The organism is Tardibacter chloracetimidivorans (assembly GCF_001890385.1).
Classification (GTDB): Bacteria; Pseudomonadota; Alphaproteobacteria; order Sphingomonadales; family Sphingomonadaceae; genus Tardibacter; species Tardibacter chloracetimidivorans.
In genome coordinates, this window is the sequence record NZ_CP018221.1 from 2305795 (window position 1) to 2324256 (window position 18462).

Here is an 18462-nt window from a genome sequence, read left to right on the forward strand (position 1 = left end):
GTGCGTCGCCCCTATCCCGGCCGCCTGCTTTCGCGCCTTCGTTCGCGATCCTCGGCCGGCGGATCGATCGCCTGCGGGCCGCCGCGAAGCCTGCGGGCGCGCTGCCCACGCATCGACGGACGAACGCGTATACGGGGCGGGCACAGCCCCCGCCACCACGGCGCCCGTTACGCCGCCGGCAAGGGCAGGTTGCTCACACGCACCACCGAGAGCCGGCAGACTTCGTCGCCCTGATTGTGCCAATAATGGATCGGGTCCAGCTGTGCGATGTGATCGCCCGCTCTCACGACGATCTCGCGATCGCCCACGCCCAGAGCTATCTCGCCGGAAACGACGATGACGAAATCGAGCGTGTCGGTCTTGTGCGCCGGGAGCTTGAGCCCGGGCGGCATATCGAGGACCTGCCATACGACAGCGCCGGGATCGACATGCACATTGGGGAAATCGAATATGAGCGTCGTATCCCCGGTCTCGGCCGGAACCGATGCCTTCCAGAGATTGTACAAGGCGGCACCCGGAACTCTTTGATCGTGAAACTCTTCGGCCAGCAACGAATTCTGCCGATCGGCATCGTGCAGCACGACAGCGCCGCTATCGCCGGAGTTAGCCGTTACGACCATTCTGACCGGCGCAAGAGGCTCGACAGAAGCCATCGCATCATTCCTTCCCAGCTTCGATCGCCCGACCGGACAATCTTGGTGATTGACGAATTTGGTTCGCGCTCTGCGCCATTTGCCGGCGGTTGGGACGGCCATGGCGGCTGCACACCGCCGCGGCTCCGCGCACTATGCTGGAAACCCAACGGGCGCCGGAACCGCAGGCTGTGCGCGGACAGAAAAGCCTCTGACCGCGCACCCTGCCACGGCGCTCAAACCGGGTAATATTCCCGGAACACGCGCTGCTCGGAATCGTCGGTCTTGCGCTTTATCCCGTCGCCGAGGGTCTTCGTGAAAAAGACGGGGAGGTCCATGGGATCGAGGATCCCTGGCGGTGCGTCGCACACGGCGGGAATGGCGTTGATCGGGTGCAGGGTGACGCACTGGATGGCGTCCATGATCTCCAGATTGACCTCGGCATCGAGGTTCGGAGCGCCCTTCACGATGACGCGATAGCAGGCCGTCTTCGCTTCGCCCGAGGGCATTTCCCAATCCGGCGCTGCGTCGGGCGCGTGCCGCTCCACCTTCTTGTACACCACGACGGGCTTGCCGTTGGACATGCCGCTGACGGTCCAACGACATGCCGCAGTGGTGCCCGCCTTGATGACGCCGAACCACGCCGGCTGATCATGATCGACCGCAGCGGTCTCCCAGCTTTGCTGAATTTCGTCGAGCTCGACCCCCAGATAATCCGCGATCTGGAGCAGCGTGCTGGTGTGCCAGAGCTGGTCGCGCAGATCGGTGAACAGCGCCGGCCTGAAATCGAGCGGCTTGCCCATGCCGTACAGAACATCGAGGCCGTGCCCGCTATAGGTGCTGTTGTCGACGATCTCATGGAAGATCACCTGGTCGACCTTGCCCGCGATCGCGAGCAGGCTCATGGTAAGCCCGGTTGTCCCATATCCCGGCTCCAGTCCGGAGCTGAACAGGCTCGCCTGGCCTTTGCGGCAGGCTTCCGCCAGCGGCTCAACGAATTCGGGCCGACCATATTTGCTGTGGACCGGGTCCATCAGCGAACAGCTTACCACGTTGGTGCCGCGCTCGAGAAAACGGACTGCCTCCGCCGTCACGGCAGCTTCGCGCAGCGGCCCCTGCCCGAAATGGGCCAGGCAATCGGCCTTGAGGTCAAGCAGCGCCTCGACATCGTTGGTGCCGACGATACCGGTCTTGCCCGTGCCCGCGATATCGCCAGCATCCTGGCCGATCTTTTCCTTCGACCAGACGTGCAGACCAACCAACTCCAGATCGGGATGCTCGATGATCTTTCTCAGTCCCTGGCTCCCGATACTTCCAGTACCCCACACCACGACACGTTTTCTAGCCGCCATAGTAAATATCCTCACTGTTACTCTATCTTCTCACCTGCGCCCCACCGAGGCACATTCGAGACACTCAAACCTCACCTCGCGCCGAACGGCATCTTCAGATCGACACCGACCGTCCGGGGTTGACCTTGCAGACCGACCTCGTAGCCCAGCCCGCCGATCACGGTGACGCGCTCATCGAAGCGGTTGTTCGTCAGGTTGGTGCCGAAGACCCCGAACTCCATGCCCGTCGGCTTATGCGCGACCGAGAACCGTGCGCTGAGCAGATAGCGGTTGTTGATGCGCGGAACCCGCAGGATCGGCGTCAACCCAGTGGCCGGATCGATCGCGGCGAAAGAATCGCGGAAGACCGCGTCGTTGTTCATCGCGCTGCGATAGGAGAAGTCCGACCGCAGCTTCATCAGATAGTCGCCCGAAACGTGGCTTACGTCCCCACCGACATTGAGCGCCCATTTGGGTACTTGCGCGATGAACCGGATATCGGGTGTCGCCGGATCATTGATACGCCCGCCAATGCGATTGACCGTGAGATCCAGGCCCATCCATTCGACCGGCCGCGCCGTTACATCGACTTCGACTCCACGAACCTTGCGCGTGCCGATGTTGGTCGTCCGCGAGAAGCTTGCGTTGTTGGCGTCCAGCCCCACGACGGTCGTCTGCGTGTCGATCGATTTCGAGGTGAACATGGCGATGTTGGTCCGCAGGCGGCGATCGAGCCAATCCGCCTTCAGGCCAATCTCATAGTCGGTCACGATCTCCGGCTTGAACGCCCCGAGCACGCCCAGGGAATTCACCCGCGAGTTGAATCCGCCCGCGCGGAAGCCGCGCGACGTTCTGAAATAGAGGAGCCGCGACTGCGCGAACTCATAGTTTATAGATCCCGTGTAATTGATCTTCTTGAAAGTATCACCCTGGTCTATCCCGCAGGGCGCGCTGAAGCCGGGGACAAGGGCCAGTCCGTTCGCGGCGGTATAGAGGCAGCTTATCGCGGCCGTATTCAACGCCAGATAATAGCCCTCGGAATGAAAATCCCGCTTGTCTATGGTGTATCGAATGCCGCCGGTGGCGCTCAATGCATCGTTGAAAAGATATGTGCCTTGCGCATACACGCCATAGGCTTTCACGCGGCTCTCGGCCACGAGGACCTGCCGCGCCCGGCCGGTTGGTATCACCAGATTGGGGAGAGACGCGTTAGTATCCGTCTGGGCGACCTTCTCCTGGAAGAAGATCGCGCCCGATGTCCAATCAAGCCGATCGTCGAATAGCTTGCCGTTCAGCAGGATTTCCTCGCTGAACTGCTTTTGATTGGCATCAATCGCCGATCCGACGATCGAATAGCCCGATCCATCCAGGTTTGCCTTTTGATCGTAGGTGCTGTGGCGGTAACTGGTGATCGACCGCAGCGTCGCCCAGCCCATATCGTAACGCAACGTGGCCGCCCCGCCCTGCACCCTCAGCCTGGCGGACGGACCGATACGACCGTCGCTGAAAGTAAAGCCGGTCGTCGGGCTGTAGCTCACGACATCGGCGCTCACGAACCGCAAGTCCCCGGCGTTCGATTGTCGCCGGCCCAGCCCTATTTCCGCCTGCAATGCGGCGATGCCCGCGGCGACACCCGCGGGCGTGCCCGGGTTGAGACCAAGTTCCGCCGCCACCTGCCGCGCGGTGTTCGGCCCGTCATTATACTCGTAACTTTTGAGGTAGTTCGCGGTCCCGCCGTAATTCGAATGCGACACATCGCCCTGGACGAGAATGTCCAGCCGATCGTTCGGCGCGATCTTGAGCGCCGCGCGGCCGAAATAGGTCTTCTCGGTATCCACCTTGTCGCCGGTCAGCACGTTCGTCATGAACCCGCCCTTGTGGAAATAGCGACCCGCCGCGCGAAAGGCGACGCTTTCACCGAGCGGAATATTGATCACGGCGTCGAGGCGATACTGGTCGAACGTCTCATACGACCCCGCCACATAGCCGCCGAATTCGTCAGTCGGTTTTCTGGAAATCAGCCGAACGGCACCGCCCGTCGTGTTCCTGCCGAACAAGGTCCCCTGCGGGCCCTTCAGGACCTCCACGCGTTCCATATCGAGCAGATTGCCAATCGAACCTGCGGCGCGCGCGACATATACATCGTCGAAATAGATGCCGACCGACGGATCGAGCGTAGGCGCGGTATCCTTCTGGATCTGCCCGCGAATCTGGTAAGCCGCCGTACCAGGCCCCTGCGCATTGAACACCTGCAGGCTGGGCGCGATCCGGCTCAGCGCGCCCAGGCTCGTGATATTCTGCCCTTCCAGTCGCTGTGGTGTCACCGCGGAAACCGCGATCGGCACAGCCTGAAGATTTGCGGCCTGGCGCGTGGCGGTCACCACGATATCCTCGACGCCGCCCGCACCCGCGGACGCACGCCGTCCTTGTCGAGGCTCGCATGCGGCGATTGGCCCGACGCCGGGCTGAGCTCCGAGGCGCCGGCGTCCTGCTGCGCGGCCGCCGGCGCAGCGACCATCAATCCCGTTGCCACCGCCACTGCTCTTCCCGAAACACCGATACCGAGCACAAGGCGCATCAAACATCCCCTGATTTAAAGCTTTTGTTTTATTGAGCTGACAATCGTTCAGCACTCAGCATTATTGAACTGTCCATATGTAATTTCCGATACTGGTTCTTTCATGTCAAGAACATTTGATCAGTTAGTTATTGGGGGCTGCCATTCAAATCGTTGTGCGTGACCGGTTCATCTCACGCTTGATCGCTTGTTATTGCGGCCCTCATGCCGAGCGAGGCCAGTGGGATGGCCGTATCTTGCCAGCACCGCCGAGGCCGTCCGTTGACGAAGTCGCTGAGCGTCATAAGCGGCCTTGCCGCCCACCCCGATCGCGTTGCTCACACGTGCATTCTACTATCAAGATTATGCGTTCGCGATCACCGGCATGCCCGCCTCGCCGCGCGCGAAATCGTCGATCTTGCCCTTGATGAATCGATCGGGCGACTTCGCCCACTGCTCCAATGTCTTCCACACGGCATCGTCCGATGGAACGAGTATCTGCCCCGCCGCCATCGCATCCGCCAGCACGACGCCGACCTCTGCCGGCATCATCACCTTGAACTCGGAACCGGGGCCGCGTATCGGGCAATCCTTGGTCCAACTGGTCATCGATGCCATGAAGTCGGTGACGACAGGCCCGGGAATGAGGCAGCTCACGCGGATGCCCTGCGGCTCCAAGTAGAGCGCGAGGGACTCGCTCAGGGCGATCACGGCGGCTTTTGATGCCGCATAGGGCATCCGGCTCGCGGCATAGGGGTAGAGGCCGGCGAATGACGCGGTGTTGACGATGTGACCGGTGCCACGGGCGAGCATTTTCGGCAGAAGAGCCGTCACGGCGCGGACCGTCCCCAGATAGTTCAGATCGGTGATCCGCATCCACTCGCTGAGGGGAATATCCTCGGGATTGCCATTCAGCGCCGCGCCGACATTGTTCATCAGAATGTCGATATCGCCGAAGACCGCCTCGGTCTCCGCAATCGCGGCCGAAATCGATGCTTCGGAGGTGACGTCCGCCTCGAGCGCGATGGCGCACCCTCCCAGCGAAACGATCTCCGCCGATGTTTCTCGAGCGGCAGCGAGGTCGATATCCGCGATCGCCACGCGGGCGCCCCGCCTCGCCCACTCCACCACTACCGCCTTCCCGATGCCCTTGCCGCCACCGAAGCCTAAAGCGTTCTTGTCCTGAAAATGGCGTGCTGCGCTTTCCATTATGGCGCCTCCAGCTCGAGGAGGATGCTATCTCACCAGCGAACTGACCTAGCATCGGGATTAGATTAACATCCGTGTCTCTCAACCGGGCATGGATGCAAGCCCTGCGCGGCATGAACGATGCTCGTGCGGCACAGGACGACTTCAACCAACGTCGACATAATCGATAGCATCGTCCGAATAGCGGATGTCCCCGACGACGAACTGGCAATTCATCCGCGTTCCGACCACCCGTTCGGACAGCCTGACCTTATCGTACCAGGGATCGCGCGAATCTCCCTGCATCACCGGGCCGAGCGCGAAGCCGTGCGCGGCGAGACGATCGGCCTCCTGATCGAGATTCCTGACGCCCATGATCACGCCCCAGACACCCTCACCCGAGGTCTGGAGCCGTTCCTTGAATTTGACGTTGAATTCGGTCTCCCGCTCCATCGGCGCGACGATCTCGATGCCGGATTTGGGAGAGAAATATCCGACGATGCCCCATTCTTCGCGCTCGAATGGTTCGAACCGGACCCCGCTGATGATGCTGAGCTGCGCCGCATTCTCCTCGAGAGTCTCGAGATGCGATACCCAGGCGACATGGTCGATGTGGTTGACGAACTGCTTCATGGCTTCCTGCTCCCGACAGCATTCATCGGCCGCAAGTTTCGGTTGAAGCCGCGCCCGACATCAAAATTCGTCACATCCCGCGCCGTGCCCGATGGTCTTTCTCCGCGCAATTGCAACGAAGTAAGCCCCGGGTCTGTTGAAAGCGATCCACAGGGAATTCGACCATTGATCCCGGTTCTCCACTGTAGTGCCCGAGATCAAGGCAGATCAGGCGCGACACCGTATCGGTATCGCGCCTGACCAGATTCAGAAGCTATATTGTAGCTGAACGCCGTACGTCCTCGGCTGATTATACTGGGCCGAATCCGCCTGTCCGACGATCTGCACCGATGCCAGATACCCCTTGTCGGTGAGGTTCCTACCATAAACGCCCAGCTTCAGGTCGGGCATGCTGGACGGCGACCAGTTTAACTGACCACCCACCAGCGCGTAGCTCGACTGCTTTATCCGGTTGCTTGGTTCGAAGAAATACTCCGACGTGTAGTAAACATCACCCGACACGCTAATTGTACCGATCGATGTCTCAGTTTCGTAATTGACCCTGACCGACCCAGTAATTTCGGGAGCCCGCGGGAGCCAGTTTCCATCGACATTAGTGGGTAGAGCAGCGTTTCCGCCACCCGCCACCGGCGTCTGGATCGTCGCATCACGGTACTGGGTATATTTTGCGCTCAACCAGGAGAGCGCGCCCGTAACCGTCAAGCCGCGCGCTACCCGACCACGAAGCTCAATCTCCGCTCCGTAGATCTCGGCCTTTGCCGCATTTTCCAGAACGCTGACCGGATTGTTTGGATAACCGACGGTGGTCGCAACCTGAAGGTCGCTGTAATCATAATAGAAACCGGCAATATTGAAGGACACCGGACCGGAGCCAAGTTTTGCGCCCGCCTCGTAAGCTTCGATCTTCTCCGGGTTTACTGGCTTATTCAATAAGGACGATGAATTAAATGAACCGGTTTTAAAGCCTTTTCCCCAGCTAGCATAGATATTTGCTTCGGTAGACACTTCGTAAACGGCCGTGATCCTGGGTGTGAGCGCATGCCAGGTCTTTCTTCCCACTTCATTGACGGGATATTCTGTAGGGAGCGGCGAACCTCCAACGGCAGGTCCATTAGGAGCAGTGCGCGCGGCACGCCCGATTTGCTTTTCTATGCTGTAGCGTAGGCCGCCGCTGATCTTGAGCGCAGGTGACACCTGAGCCGTGACCTGCCCAAACCCGGCGTAGGCCCTAACGGAATCATGAGTGTATATTCCTAAAAGATTACTGAAATTAATGCTGTCCCAGCCACCGTCGGCTTTATAGTAATTTAGTCCCGCCGTTACGGTAAATATCCCGATCTGATCGGTATTGTACAGAAGTTCTTGGCTAAAGCTCTTACTAGACGCATCATTCAGATAAAACTGGTTGGCCAAAAAGAAGGAATTGGCCGGCAACGAGGTGTAATCTCCCTCAGCAAGGTACTTAACAGGGGTCGACAGCCATGCCGTTGTCGTACTCAGCGTTCCCGGACCAACCTCGATGTCGCCGTGCAGCGAGACACTGTAGTTCGTCGTTTTCAGCGACTGCTCGAGGTTGGACGAAAAGGTGTGCGGCTCGGTTGCAAGCTGGCCGGGCGTTGCAAACGCAGCATAAGCATTGTTGCCCCCGAGAGAGAAATTCTCGATTCCGCCGGGGTAGTTACGCTTTGCGTACAAACCAGACAGCGTGAAATCAGCACCCTCCCATGGGATGAGGCGCAGTTTTCCGCGGACCATCTTTGTAGAATTTCTACCGCCCTTCTCGCCGGTCAAACTGTTTCGATTGAAACTATCCATCCGCGTATAATAGCCTGAGAGGCTAAGAGCCATGCGATCTTGAACGATCGGCACAGAGACGACACCGGCAGCCAGTATTTCATTGAAGTTACCATAGGCCAGTTTTCCGCGGCCTGTGACCTCGTTGAGGTCGGGCGCCTTCGTGGTGATCAGGATCGCGCCACCAGTGGCGTTCCGGCCGAATAATGTTCCCTGCGGACCTTTTAGCACCTGAACGTTTTCGACATCAGGTAGATCGAAAGTCAGCGCCTGCATCGACGGCTGGTATACCCCGTCGACGTAGATCGCTACGGGGTTTTCACCCATCGGCGCGAGGTTGTCGGTGGAGATGCCGCGGATAGCCGGCTGTGTGAAGACATTCTGCCTGGCCATAACGAGCCCGGGCGTGACCTTCTGAAGGTCGATCGTGCTCGTGATGTTCGTCTGCTGAAGCGTCGCCGCCGAAAGCGACGTGACCGAGATCGGAACATCCCTCGACCGCTCTTCGCGCCGCTGGGCGGTGACCACGATCTCGTTGCTGTTCTCGGACAGGCCGGGAGACGCATTAGCTACCGACTGCGCGTTCGCCGTGCCGCAAAGGCCGACGGACAGTGCCGCCAGACTGACAAGACCAATCCCCTTAATCATACACCCCTCTCCCTGAACCATGGTTTTGAGTTTGATAGACGTTGCATTTGATTTGAACATTTAAATCAACCCTGAGCGTTTATATCATAATGTCATTTAGACGTTTATTTATATCGCGACTTATATTTCTCTTATCACCATAATTGGACTAAGTTATAGTGATCACAGTGCACATATTTCTTAAGGCGTGGTCTGATCACATTATCTCTACGGTGGCAGATCTTCGCGGAAGCACGCTGCCTGGCCACACCCATCGGACACTCTGTCCACCGGGCTCAACCACAGCCAGAAGCTTTGCCAGTCGACAGATCCTTCTTAGCAGCTACCTCCCGGCCAGTTTCGCGGTGGATGTGTGAAACCACTATGCAGACGGCGCCCCGCGCGTCATCCAGCCATCACCTACATATAATAACTGTCTATCCGTCATTTCGTCCTTTGGCGCGCGACTGTCAACCGGAAAGAATCTGGCTGTCTGTTAGTAATGTGCAATGTGGAGATCGGCGGACGCAACGGTATCGCCCGGTCGAGGCCGACCGACATCCGTGGTCGACCTCGACCGGGCAAAAGCACCGAGTCATGCCAGATCGCCAAGGCCCAGCAGCACCGGCGAAGCGTTACGCCCCCGAGCCGATGGTCGCGGTGGGCAAGCGCCGGTTGGTCAGAAGTGTCGCGGCCAGGAGGAGCGCGACCGCGACCGTTCCCGCCGCATAGGCCAGCACCAGATCGACCCCGGTCAACCCCATCGTGGCGACGCCGCGCGTGGCGATCAGCAAGGCGATCAGCTGGGACCCGACGGACTGGCCCAGGCCCCGAACGACCGTCAGCATGCCACCTGCCTCGCTGTGCCGCGCGGCCGGCGTATGCGCGAGGACGATGTTCGGGAATATCGCCATCGCGGCGGCCATTCCCACGCCGACCAAAATGACGCCCCCGACAACCACGCCGAGCTGACCGGACGACAGGCCGATCAGCACCCAGCCGGCGAGGACTATGGCAACGGCACAGACGGCGAGACGGCGTTCGGTCATCACCGACAGCAGCGACCCGGCAAGAGGGCTCACCGCCACCGCCATCAGCATCGACGGCATCATCACCAGACCGATGGCCGTGGCGGACAGACCGGGGCTGCCGCCGTGCGGCTGACTGAGGAACAAGGGCAGGATCAGGGGCAGCTGGACCGCGCCCAATGCGAGGAAGAACATGACCGCGTTCGACGCCGAAACGCTCCTAACCGCCAGCATGCGCACATCGAGCAACGGCTCGGGATGGCGCAGCTCGTAACGTATCCACCACATGCACAGCAGAATTCCGCCCACCGCCATCCCGATGGTGGTATAGCTGGTCCATCCTGTCCGACCGCCGAGAGTGAGCGCGAGCAGGATCAGGCAGATCGCGGGAACGAACAAAATGCCGCCGACGACATCGACTTTCGCGGCGGGACGCGAGAGGCTTGCCGGCAGGCCGAATTTGGCGGCGACGACGCCGGCCGCCGCAAGGACCGCGCCCAGCGAGAAGATGTGATGCCAGTCGAAATTGTCGACGATATAGCCGCCTGTCAAAAGCGCGAGCCCCGCCCCGAGCGATGCCGTCGCCGCGACGATACCCACGCCCATGGAGGCCCACCGCGCGGGCAGGTGCTGATAAGCAAGTCCGAAACACAATGGCAGTACCGCACCGGCGCATCCCTGAAACGCGCGACCGACGAGTAGCATGGGGTAGTTGACCGCGAAAAAGCTTAGTAACGAACCGCAACCTGAAATGAATAACGATATGATCAGCAGGCGTCTTCTGCCGAACAGATCGCCGAGCCGCCCGCCCAGCGCCGCCGAAGCCGTCTGGACGAGGAGGTAGATCGTCACGAGCCACCCGGCGCGGAGCGGATCGAACAGGATGACCAGCTTGCCCATCGCCGCATAGAGCATCAGGGTCTCGAACGCGCTTGCCAGCTCGGCCACGATCAGCGCAATGATGACCATCGCAACCGATCCTTTGGCAGTCGATGGCAGGCCACCGGGCGACGGCGGAGAAGCGATCAAGAACGCTCTCCCGATCGCCGGGTGGACTGGATGCTGGCACCAGAAATCATTACTTTCCCCAAGATGAGGTGCGGACGTGACTGGCGACGGCTCGCCGCCAGTAGTCCCGTCGACTTACAGATCCCAGGTGATGTTCAGTTCCGCCATTCCCAGAATAGGGCCTGCATGCGACGTCGGCCGACGTGCGGGATCGAGCCGCACCGGCGGCATGCGCTGGGTCCATTCTTCGAAAAAGACCTGCAGTTCCATCCGGGCGAGCGTCGCGCCAACACACTTGTGCGGGCCGTTGCCGAACGTGTTGTGCGGGGCCGGCACCCGATCGAAATCGATGGTCAGCGGGTTGCTGTAGGCTCGGTCGTCCATGCCGGAAAGACCGATCGGCACCATCACCATCTCTTCGGGCAGGAAGCACGCGCCCTTGCGTTCGGTCCTGGTCTTGACCAGTCGCCCGGTGCTCGAAAGACCATGCCGCCTGAGAAACTCCTCGACCGCGCTGGGAACCAGCTCGGGCTCATCGCGCAGCCGGGCGTGCAGCTCCGGACGGCGCGCGAGCTCAGCCACGGCGAAAGACAGTTGCGCAGCCACCGTATCCAGCCCGCCCACGAACGCCAGGATCGCCATGCCGAGCGTCTCCTGCTCGCTCTGGTAACGGGGATTCGACCGCCAGCCCGCTATGCGCGTCAGCAGGTCATCACCCTCGCCGCCCTGCCGCTCGTCGAGAACGGACCCGAGATACTCGAGTATCTTCTTCTGAAAACCGAGCCGCTCGTCCTCCCGCCCGGTGGCGAAGCCGCGGCCCCATGTCAGGAACTCTTCGCGCCTGTCCAACGGAAGGTCGACGATGCCGAGAAATATCGCGACCGGCATCACATAAGCGAAATCGTGAACGAACTCGCAGGCGCCGCGCGGTTTGAGCTGCTTGATGAGGTCCACGGTCAGCGCCCGGATCTTGGGCTCATAGACGTTCGTGACCCGGCTCTTCGAGAAGCTCGGATTCATCACCGCACGGTAGCGGCTGTGGTGGGGCGGATCGACCGTGATCGGCGGCATCACCAGCAACGCGCCACGCGGGATTTGAAATTCCTCGTGCGAGAAGATCTCGTAATTCTCCTGCACCCACTTGATGTCCTCGGCGCGGGTCAGGATCCAGTGGCCACCGTTCCTCGGCGTCCAGACGATGTCGGGTCCGTCCTGGAGGGTGCGCCACGCCCGATAGACATCGCCATGTTCGGAAAGGCCGGGCGGGTTGAAATAATCGAAATCCACCACCAGCGCCGGATCGACATGGGGCGGAACTTCTACGGTTGCGTAATTCGGGACGATGTCAGACACCCTAATCTCCTAGATTTCAGAAGCGGCGAACGCTCCGGTCACTCCACCGTCGACAAGGATGTCGGTGCCGTTGATGAACGATGCATCATCGGACAAAAGGAACGCCAGCGCCGAGGCGACCTCGTGCATCGTCCCCTCGCGCCGGAGCGGCGTGGCTTTCAGTATCGACCATTTGATCGGATTTTTCTGATATTCCATAGCCCCCATCGGGGACGCGATCAGCCCCGGCGAAAGCGAGACTATCCTGGCGCCGCGCAATCCCCACTCGGTCGCGCGCGCCCGGCACAGCCTGTTGAGGCCATATTTCGACAACATATAGGCCATCACGGGGGTGGCCGGCTCGCCCAGCGCCGCCGCTGCATTATCGATCATGTCGGGATGGAGCGGCGCGTCGATCAGCTTCACCACATCGGCCGCGAACTGGCGCTGATGCGCCGCGATCGAGGACACGAAGACCGCCGCCGTTCCCTCGGTCACGAGTGGGAGCAGCGCCCTCTCCACCAAAGCCGCGCCCACCAGATCGACCCGCATGATATCGGCAAAGCTGCCCATGCTCGGCGAAAGGCCGACGACATGGGCTAAGGCGCGCATCGGGCCATTCCGGGCAACGGCGTCCGCAAGCGCGATCGTATCTTCGGGGACCGTCACGTCGCAGCGGACCGTCGTCAGATCATAGCCATCTGCCCGCAGCGCCTCGGCAACCCGATCCAGATGAGCCTGATCGCGGTCCGCCAGCAGCAAGCGATATTGCTGGCCCAGGCGCCTGGCGACCACCCGCCCGATGCCGCCCGCGCCCACAACGACGGCGAGCGGCAGATCGGGTCTGGCCGATGTTCCTACCGTGCCTATCCGCTTAAGGCATACACCCACTAGATATGGTATGGTGGGTCCATTGGCCTGAGTAGAGTTCGGCAAAGGTCGGCGCCTCGATATCACTGGCGATCCCGAGGAGGGATCGGAAGGCGTTGAACGGGTAGAAGCGGCGATTGAAGCGGAAAGTGAACTCGTTGAGGTAGGCTTGCAGATGCTTGGTGCTGACGCCGTGGTGGATGCCGTTGAGCCACGCTTTGAGGTTTGAGAACACCAGATGGACGATGGGCAGGAACTCTTCGGACACCTCCGGGTCGCCACACTGGGCGATGGCGTGATGGTCGTAACCGCCGCCCTGCAACCCGCTATAGCCGCTCCAATCATCGGTGATGACCAGCGTTCCCGGCTCGACCGCGCTCTGTACAAAGCCACCAAGGGCACCGGCACTGCGGTCTGCACCGATGGCCAATCGAACCCTTCCGGCATAGCGTCCGTTCCGGCGGCGGTCCTGGCCAGTGCCAGGCTCCCGGTGACGAACTTCGACGGCGGCGACCACCAGCGTTTTGTGGTGGGTTCCCCGGCCTTCGCCGCGCGTTCGCCCGCCGATCCAGGTCTCATCGACCTCGACATGCTGACCGCTCTGCCCGCCGATCCGATCCTGATCGGGGCGCACCATCGCGGCGCGCAGTTTATGGAGCAGGCCAAAGGCCGTCTCGTACCGGGTCAGGCCAAGCTGGCGCTGCAACTGGACGGCAGATATGCCGGTCGTCTGACTCGCAACCAGGTAAGCGGCCCAGAACCACACGCTGAGCGGGATGTGGCTTCGTTCCATGGCCGTGCCGACCATCAGGCCGGTCTGACGGCGACACGAGCGGCACATCAGGATGACAGGCCGAGTGGTGAAACGAAACGGATCGCCGACGACGCCACAGCGTGGGCACGCAAATCCATCAGGCCAGCGAGCTTTTTCAAGCCAGGACGCGCAAGCGCCATCATCCGGGAAAAGCCGCTGGAACTCGGGGAGGGATTTCGGGAACGGCAGCTTGTCGCGGTCAAGAACGTCCACAATCCCCACCCTTTACAACCGCTTTGGGTGGCACCAAGCCGCAGGAAAAGTCAGGCGCGCGCCACAAGGCAGCCACTAGATGTAGTGGGTGTATGCGTCAAGCGGATAGGCACGGTTCCTACCTCCCAGTCGCGCCCTTGCTCTGCCGAGTTAGTCATTGCGCACTGCTCTCCCACGATAATTAAAGTAAACCTCGGGCACGCCGCGCCTGAGGATTTTGCGCCGGGTCCGGCCTCGTGCGGTCAGCTTCCGGCCGATCGCAGGCCGCGACAAGGCGGGACCATCCCTCAATAACCCTCGAAGCCGATGGGGATGATCACCGCATTGGGCCCCTTGCCCCTCGCCGCCCACGCCGTCTTCAGCGCGGCATCGACATCGTCTTCGGGCGAAAGCTCGGTACAGTCTATTCCGAAGCCGCGGATGACGCTGGCTACCGACGGCCCAAGCGATCGCAGGTCCATATTATAGTAGCTTGGCTTCGTGAGGTTGGTCTCGATTCCCCGCCGCGCGATATATTCGCGCTCGAAGAACCGGGTCGATCCGTAGCCGCCATTATCCAGAACGACGATCGTTATCGGCAGGTTCAAAGCGGCGATCGTCCAGAGACCGTGAACCCCGAAGCGCAGGGACCCATCACCCACCACGCAGGTAACGGGTTCGTTCGATGCGATCGCGACGCCCGCGGCGGCACCGGTTGCCCATCCGAGCGATCCGCCGGGCGCTCCGCAGTAGCGGCGACCGTCTTCGCAGTTCTGCGCGTCGATGATCATCGGGGTCGCCATGACCGACTCATCAACCACCCAGCCCTGGTTGAGAGCGTCCCGGACATAGGACGCGCCCTTGGCATAGTTGGCGAATGCCAATCCCGTGGCGTCCGTCGGCTGCGGTCGAGGTTCGCGGGCAGCGGCGACAAGCGACTTGATCCACTTGCCGCGCTTTTCCTGCAATTCGGCGCGAGGGGGTTCAGCGGCAAGCCCCTCCAGCAATGCTTCGGCAAACGCAGCGGGATCGCACACGGACGTCCAGTTCGCGAACTGCGTATGCTCGATACGCTTCGGGTCGGCATTCGCCTGCGCGATGAATTTCGCGTTGCTGAACCACGGCTTTTCGCGCCTCTTGCCGTCCGCGAAAAGGTTGGCGCCGATAAGCACCACCACGTCCGCCTCGTTCTGGAACGCGACACCACGCCCCATGACCGTTCCCACGGTGCGCGCCCGCCCCGGCCCGACACCCAGCCCGGCCTGGAACCCGCCGTCATAGCCCACGGGGATCTCGTACCGGTCCGACAACGCCTCGACCAGAGCTGCGCCGCCCGATTGACGAAGCTGCGAGCCGACGACGATCAGCGGCCGCTCCGCCGTTGCCAGCGCCGTGACGATGGCGGATACGTCCGCTGTCCGGCTGGGCGCGCGATATGGAGGCGGCACGTCCTCGACGGGGCCTTCGCGCTCATACACATCTTCGCAGATCGAGAGGAACGCCGGCCCCTTTGGCATCGATGTTGCGGCGCGATGCGCCCGCTCGAGCCAGGGGCGCACGACCATGTCTCGCCCAAGCTCGTGCGCGAGCCTCGTGAACGGCTTGACGATCTGGACGGTATCGCCCTCGCAGATCATGCCGTTGGACCCGGCAGAACGCTCGGTCGAATCCAGCTGCGATGCCATGACGAGGATCGGCGATTCCGCCCACCACGCGTTATAGAGGTTGGCCAGCGCATTCGCCGTTCCGGGCGCCATATATATCGACGCACACGCCTTGCCCTTCACGCGGGCATAACCGTCCGCCGCCGCGATCGTGACCGACTCATGTATCGTCGGAACATATTGGACCGATGATTCCTGCATCTCATAGAGCGTGGCCACCATCGAGCTTCCCGGGAGGCCGAACATATGGCCATATCCATGGTCCTCGAGAAAGCGCACTATCTCCTTTGCGCCGGTCGCCCGTTTCTGCACCGACGGCTCCATCGCATGCTTCTCCATATGTCTTTGTTATCCATTCAGAATTTGATAGCGTCGGGTGCAGGCATGCAGTTCGGTTTCACCTGCTCGGGGGCATGGGGCGCGATGGCCAGGGCGATCCGAAGCTCGCCGCATCCCGCGTTGCCCCCGGGTGGCGCCTCAAGAGACGCGGGGCGAAATAAGGAATATCTGCATTCAAGCACGCTCCGCAGAGATATGACTGACTTGCCGTCAGTTTCTTGAAGTTCAGCCTGAATGTCAAGCGAGCTTCACAAAAGCCGCTAGCGCGAACCGCGCCCGCAATCCCGCGCCGCGGCAGCGCGGCACAGGCAGCAGTCACCATCGGGATCGCCGCGCATCCGGCGATTGAATCGCCTTGACAAGCCCAGCGGCAAAGATGATGATTCATCACTTTTGTGAGATCGAGGCTTTTGAAAATTTGAAGCTACGGCATCTACAGGCCGCTGAAAGCGGAGCCGGCGCTGCTGATCGCCATGCATCGACGAGCGCACCGTCATTCTTGCGCACCGCACCGACGCGAGCTGACGGCGTGTCCGGGCTTTTTTGGCCTGTGGCGATGACCAGCGTATGACCCCCCATGCCGGCTGGCCCGGCGGAAATTTACATGCGGCCGCGTGTGGAGCCTCGATCGAATCCCACAGGGGCCTCCGGCCTCTGATTACGAAGCATTACAAACAGCTACTGAATGGAGAAAAGCGACCATGGGTGAGGGCAAGGAAAACCAGCTGCGGCACGATCTTCACGAAGGGCATGCGCAGCCCCGCTCGCATGATGTCGTTCTGGTCGGCGGCGCGCTGAGCAACATCGTGTGCGCGGTGATACTCGCCAAGCGCGGGTACAAGGTCGCGATCGTCGAGAAGCTGGACCGGCTTGGCGGCCGCGTCGGCTCCACCCAGCATCGCGGCCACTGGATCGACTGGGGCCACCGGGATGCCGACAACGGATCGGGCGACGTCGGCCACACCCAGCTTTATCGCGGACAGGCGGAAGCCGCTGCCGGGCTCGACGTGCCGGTCATAAAGAATGCGCAGGGCGGCGTCGACGGGAAGGATGTGATGTACGTCCACCACCTTTCGGGCGACGGGTCCGTCACGGTGCTGCCCATGACGCAGATGACCGGCGGGCCGGCCGAGCAGATGGAAGGTCTTATGACCATGTTCAGGTCCGTCGCGCCGGAAGCGACCGACCCGCAGGGTGGCGCGATCGAATTCGGCCGTGCGCTGGGCCTCCTCACCTCCATGACCGAAGATGAAGCCTGGATACGGATCGAGGAAAGGCTCGGCGACTGGATCAGGCGCAACGTGCGTCATCCGGAAGCGCGCCGCGCGCTCATCACCTTCCTCGAATGCGCGACGTGCATGCCCGGCGAGGAAGCCTCGGTCGGCCGCTTCGCGCTTTCCTCCAAGTGGATCTATGGTTCGCCGGACTGGATCGATTGCCCAAAGGTCGGCGGCATGCAGGCGATGATCCAGCCCTGGATCGACGAGCTTCACCGGCTCGGCGTCGAGATCTGGACAGGCTGGAAGCCGATCGAGGTCCTCACCGATCGCGAGGAGGAGATCCATGCGTCCGCCGCCCTGTACGGCCGCGCGGCGGGCGTGCTGGCGATCAACGAGTCCAACCTGGTCCAGGAATTCCATGCGCCGATCGTGGTGTGCGACATCGATGGCTGGCGCCTGCCGGAGATCGTGGACGAACGCCTCCTGCCCGCCGAATGGCTCGAGCGCGCGCGCCGCACCAAGGAACGCCAGAGCGAGATCCTCGGCTATGTCGGCAGCTTCACCCGGCTGCCGCGCATCCGCTCCACCGGCGAGGTCGAAACCTTCAGCGGCTGGCAACGGCTTGTCTGGGGTGAGGGGATGAACAAGCATTACCATATGTCGTTCCACTGGTCGACGCTCACAGACCCGCATTATGCGCCCGCAGGCCGTCACCAGTTCATGATCTGCGGCATGCGCAAGCCGCGCCGCAACTTCCCCGGGATAAAGGAGGCGGTGGAAGCATCGCTTCGCTACCTGCGGAACTATTATCTGGACTTCGACGAATGCATGGAATGGAGCCGGTATCTCTGGGTCCAGGCACCGCAGGACATCGGATGGCATTTCGCGCCGGGCGTGCGGCACGGCGTGCGCATTCCATCGATCAGCGGCCTCTACAGCTCGGCGGCGTCGAATGAAGGTTTTGGCGGCTGGGTGGACAGCGAGTTCGAAATCGCGCTGGCGGCGATCGAGGAGATCGAGACCGACTTCGTGCGGCCCGATGGAACGCGGGACATCGGCCCCTGGCGGTCGACCAACATGGAGCGCGCCCTGCGGGAGCCCGTGGGTGCGTCGGACTGACCATCCGTTGCCGCACAAACACTGACGCGCGTGGTCCGGATGGACGTGTTCAGTGGGTCGATTGATCGATAGCCGCGCGCGCCGGGCCGCGTGCGCGGCTATCAGGAACCGCTC

General features: G+C 61.5%; 14 protein-coding genes. 2 read left to right on the forward strand and 12 right to left on the reverse strand.

From position 1 onward, the window contains the following. Positions 1-167: 167 nt before the first annotated feature. The 12 genes from BSL82_RS11925 to BSL82_RS11975 all read right to left on the reverse strand — a co-directional run bounded on the left by BSL82_RS11925 (position 168) and on the right by BSL82_RS11975 (position 16009). A complete protein-coding gene (locus BSL82_RS11925; protein WP_158010869.1) occupies positions 168-653 on the reverse strand; it encodes a cupin domain-containing protein in 486 nt (161 codons plus the stop codon). Positions 654-868: 215 nt separating this feature from the next. Further along, the gene (locus BSL82_RS11930; protein ID WP_072597717.1) at positions 869-1984 is read right to left on the reverse strand and encodes an NAD(P)H-dependent amine dehydrogenase family protein; all 1116 of its coding nucleotides are present in this window, start codon (positions 1982-1984) and stop codon (positions 869-871) included. Positions 1985-2055: 71 nt separating this feature from the next. Continuing rightward, entirely contained in the window at positions 2056-4344 is a 2289-nt protein-coding gene (locus BSL82_RS11935) for a TonB-dependent receptor (RefSeq protein WP_072597718.1), read from the reverse strand. Beyond that, positions 4341-4541, reverse strand: a complete 201-nt coding sequence (locus BSL82_RS20745) for a hypothetical protein (protein ID WP_162274402.1) — start codon at positions 4539-4541, stop codon at positions 4341-4343. The genes BSL82_RS11935 and BSL82_RS20745 overlap by 4 nt, the downstream gene beginning before the upstream one ends. 342 nt (positions 4542-4883) lie before the next feature. Then, the gene (locus BSL82_RS11940; RefSeq protein ID WP_072597719.1) at positions 4884-5729 is read right to left on the reverse strand and encodes an SDR family oxidoreductase; all 846 of its coding nucleotides are present in this window, start codon (positions 5727-5729) and stop codon (positions 4884-4886) included. Positions 5730-5873: 144 nt separating this feature from the next. Next, positions 5874-6341: a VOC family protein gene (locus BSL82_RS11945; RefSeq protein WP_072597720.1), complete on the reverse strand. Its 468-nt coding sequence runs from the start codon at positions 6339-6341 to the stop codon at positions 5874-5876. A gap of 246 nt (positions 6342-6587) precedes the next feature. After that, on the reverse strand, positions 6588-8843 hold the full coding sequence (locus BSL82_RS11950; RefSeq protein ID WP_083579192.1) for a TonB-dependent receptor: 2256 nt from the start codon (positions 8841-8843) through the stop codon (positions 6588-6590). 554 nt (positions 8844-9397) lie between these two features. Continuing rightward, entirely contained in the window at positions 9398-10819 is a 1422-nt protein-coding gene (locus BSL82_RS11955) for an MFS transporter (RefSeq protein WP_072597722.1), read from the reverse strand. A gap of 114 nt (positions 10820-10933) precedes the next feature. After that, positions 10934-12151, reverse strand: coding sequence for a cytochrome P450 (locus tag BSL82_RS11960; RefSeq protein WP_072597723.1), 1218 nt, complete (start codon positions 12149-12151; stop codon positions 10934-10936). Between the two features lie 9 nt (positions 12152-12160). Then, a complete protein-coding gene (locus BSL82_RS11965; RefSeq protein WP_162274404.1) occupies positions 12161-13021 on the reverse strand; it encodes an SDR family oxidoreductase in 861 nt (286 codons plus the stop codon). After that, positions 13005-14027 carry an IS1595 family transposase gene (locus BSL82_RS11970; protein ID WP_048575010.1) on the reverse strand — a complete coding sequence of 341 codons (1023 nt, stop codon included), beginning with the start codon at positions 14025-14027 and terminating at the stop codon, positions 13005-13007. Before BSL82_RS11970 ends, BSL82_RS11965 begins: the two co-directional genes overlap by 17 nt. A gap of 287 nt (positions 14028-14314) precedes the next feature. Then, positions 14315-16009: a thiamine pyrophosphate-binding protein gene (locus tag BSL82_RS11975; protein ID WP_072597724.1), complete on the reverse strand. Its 1695-nt coding sequence runs from the start codon at positions 16007-16009 to the stop codon at positions 14315-14317. Positions 16010-16385: 376 nt separating this feature from the next. Between BSL82_RS11975 and BSL82_RS21075 the strand changes: the two genes are divergently transcribed. Together BSL82_RS21075 and BSL82_RS11980 are read left to right on the forward strand one after the other, a co-directional pair. Beyond that, positions 16386-16580, forward strand: coding sequence for a hypothetical protein (locus BSL82_RS21075; protein ID WP_158010873.1), 195 nt, complete (start codon positions 16386-16388; stop codon positions 16578-16580). A 130-nt stretch (positions 16581-16710) separates the two neighbouring features. Then, positions 16711-18348, forward strand: coding sequence for a phytoene desaturase family protein (locus BSL82_RS11980; RefSeq protein WP_072597725.1), 1638 nt, complete (start codon positions 16711-16713; stop codon positions 18346-18348). The last annotated feature ends 114 nt before the right edge of the window (positions 18349-18462 follow it).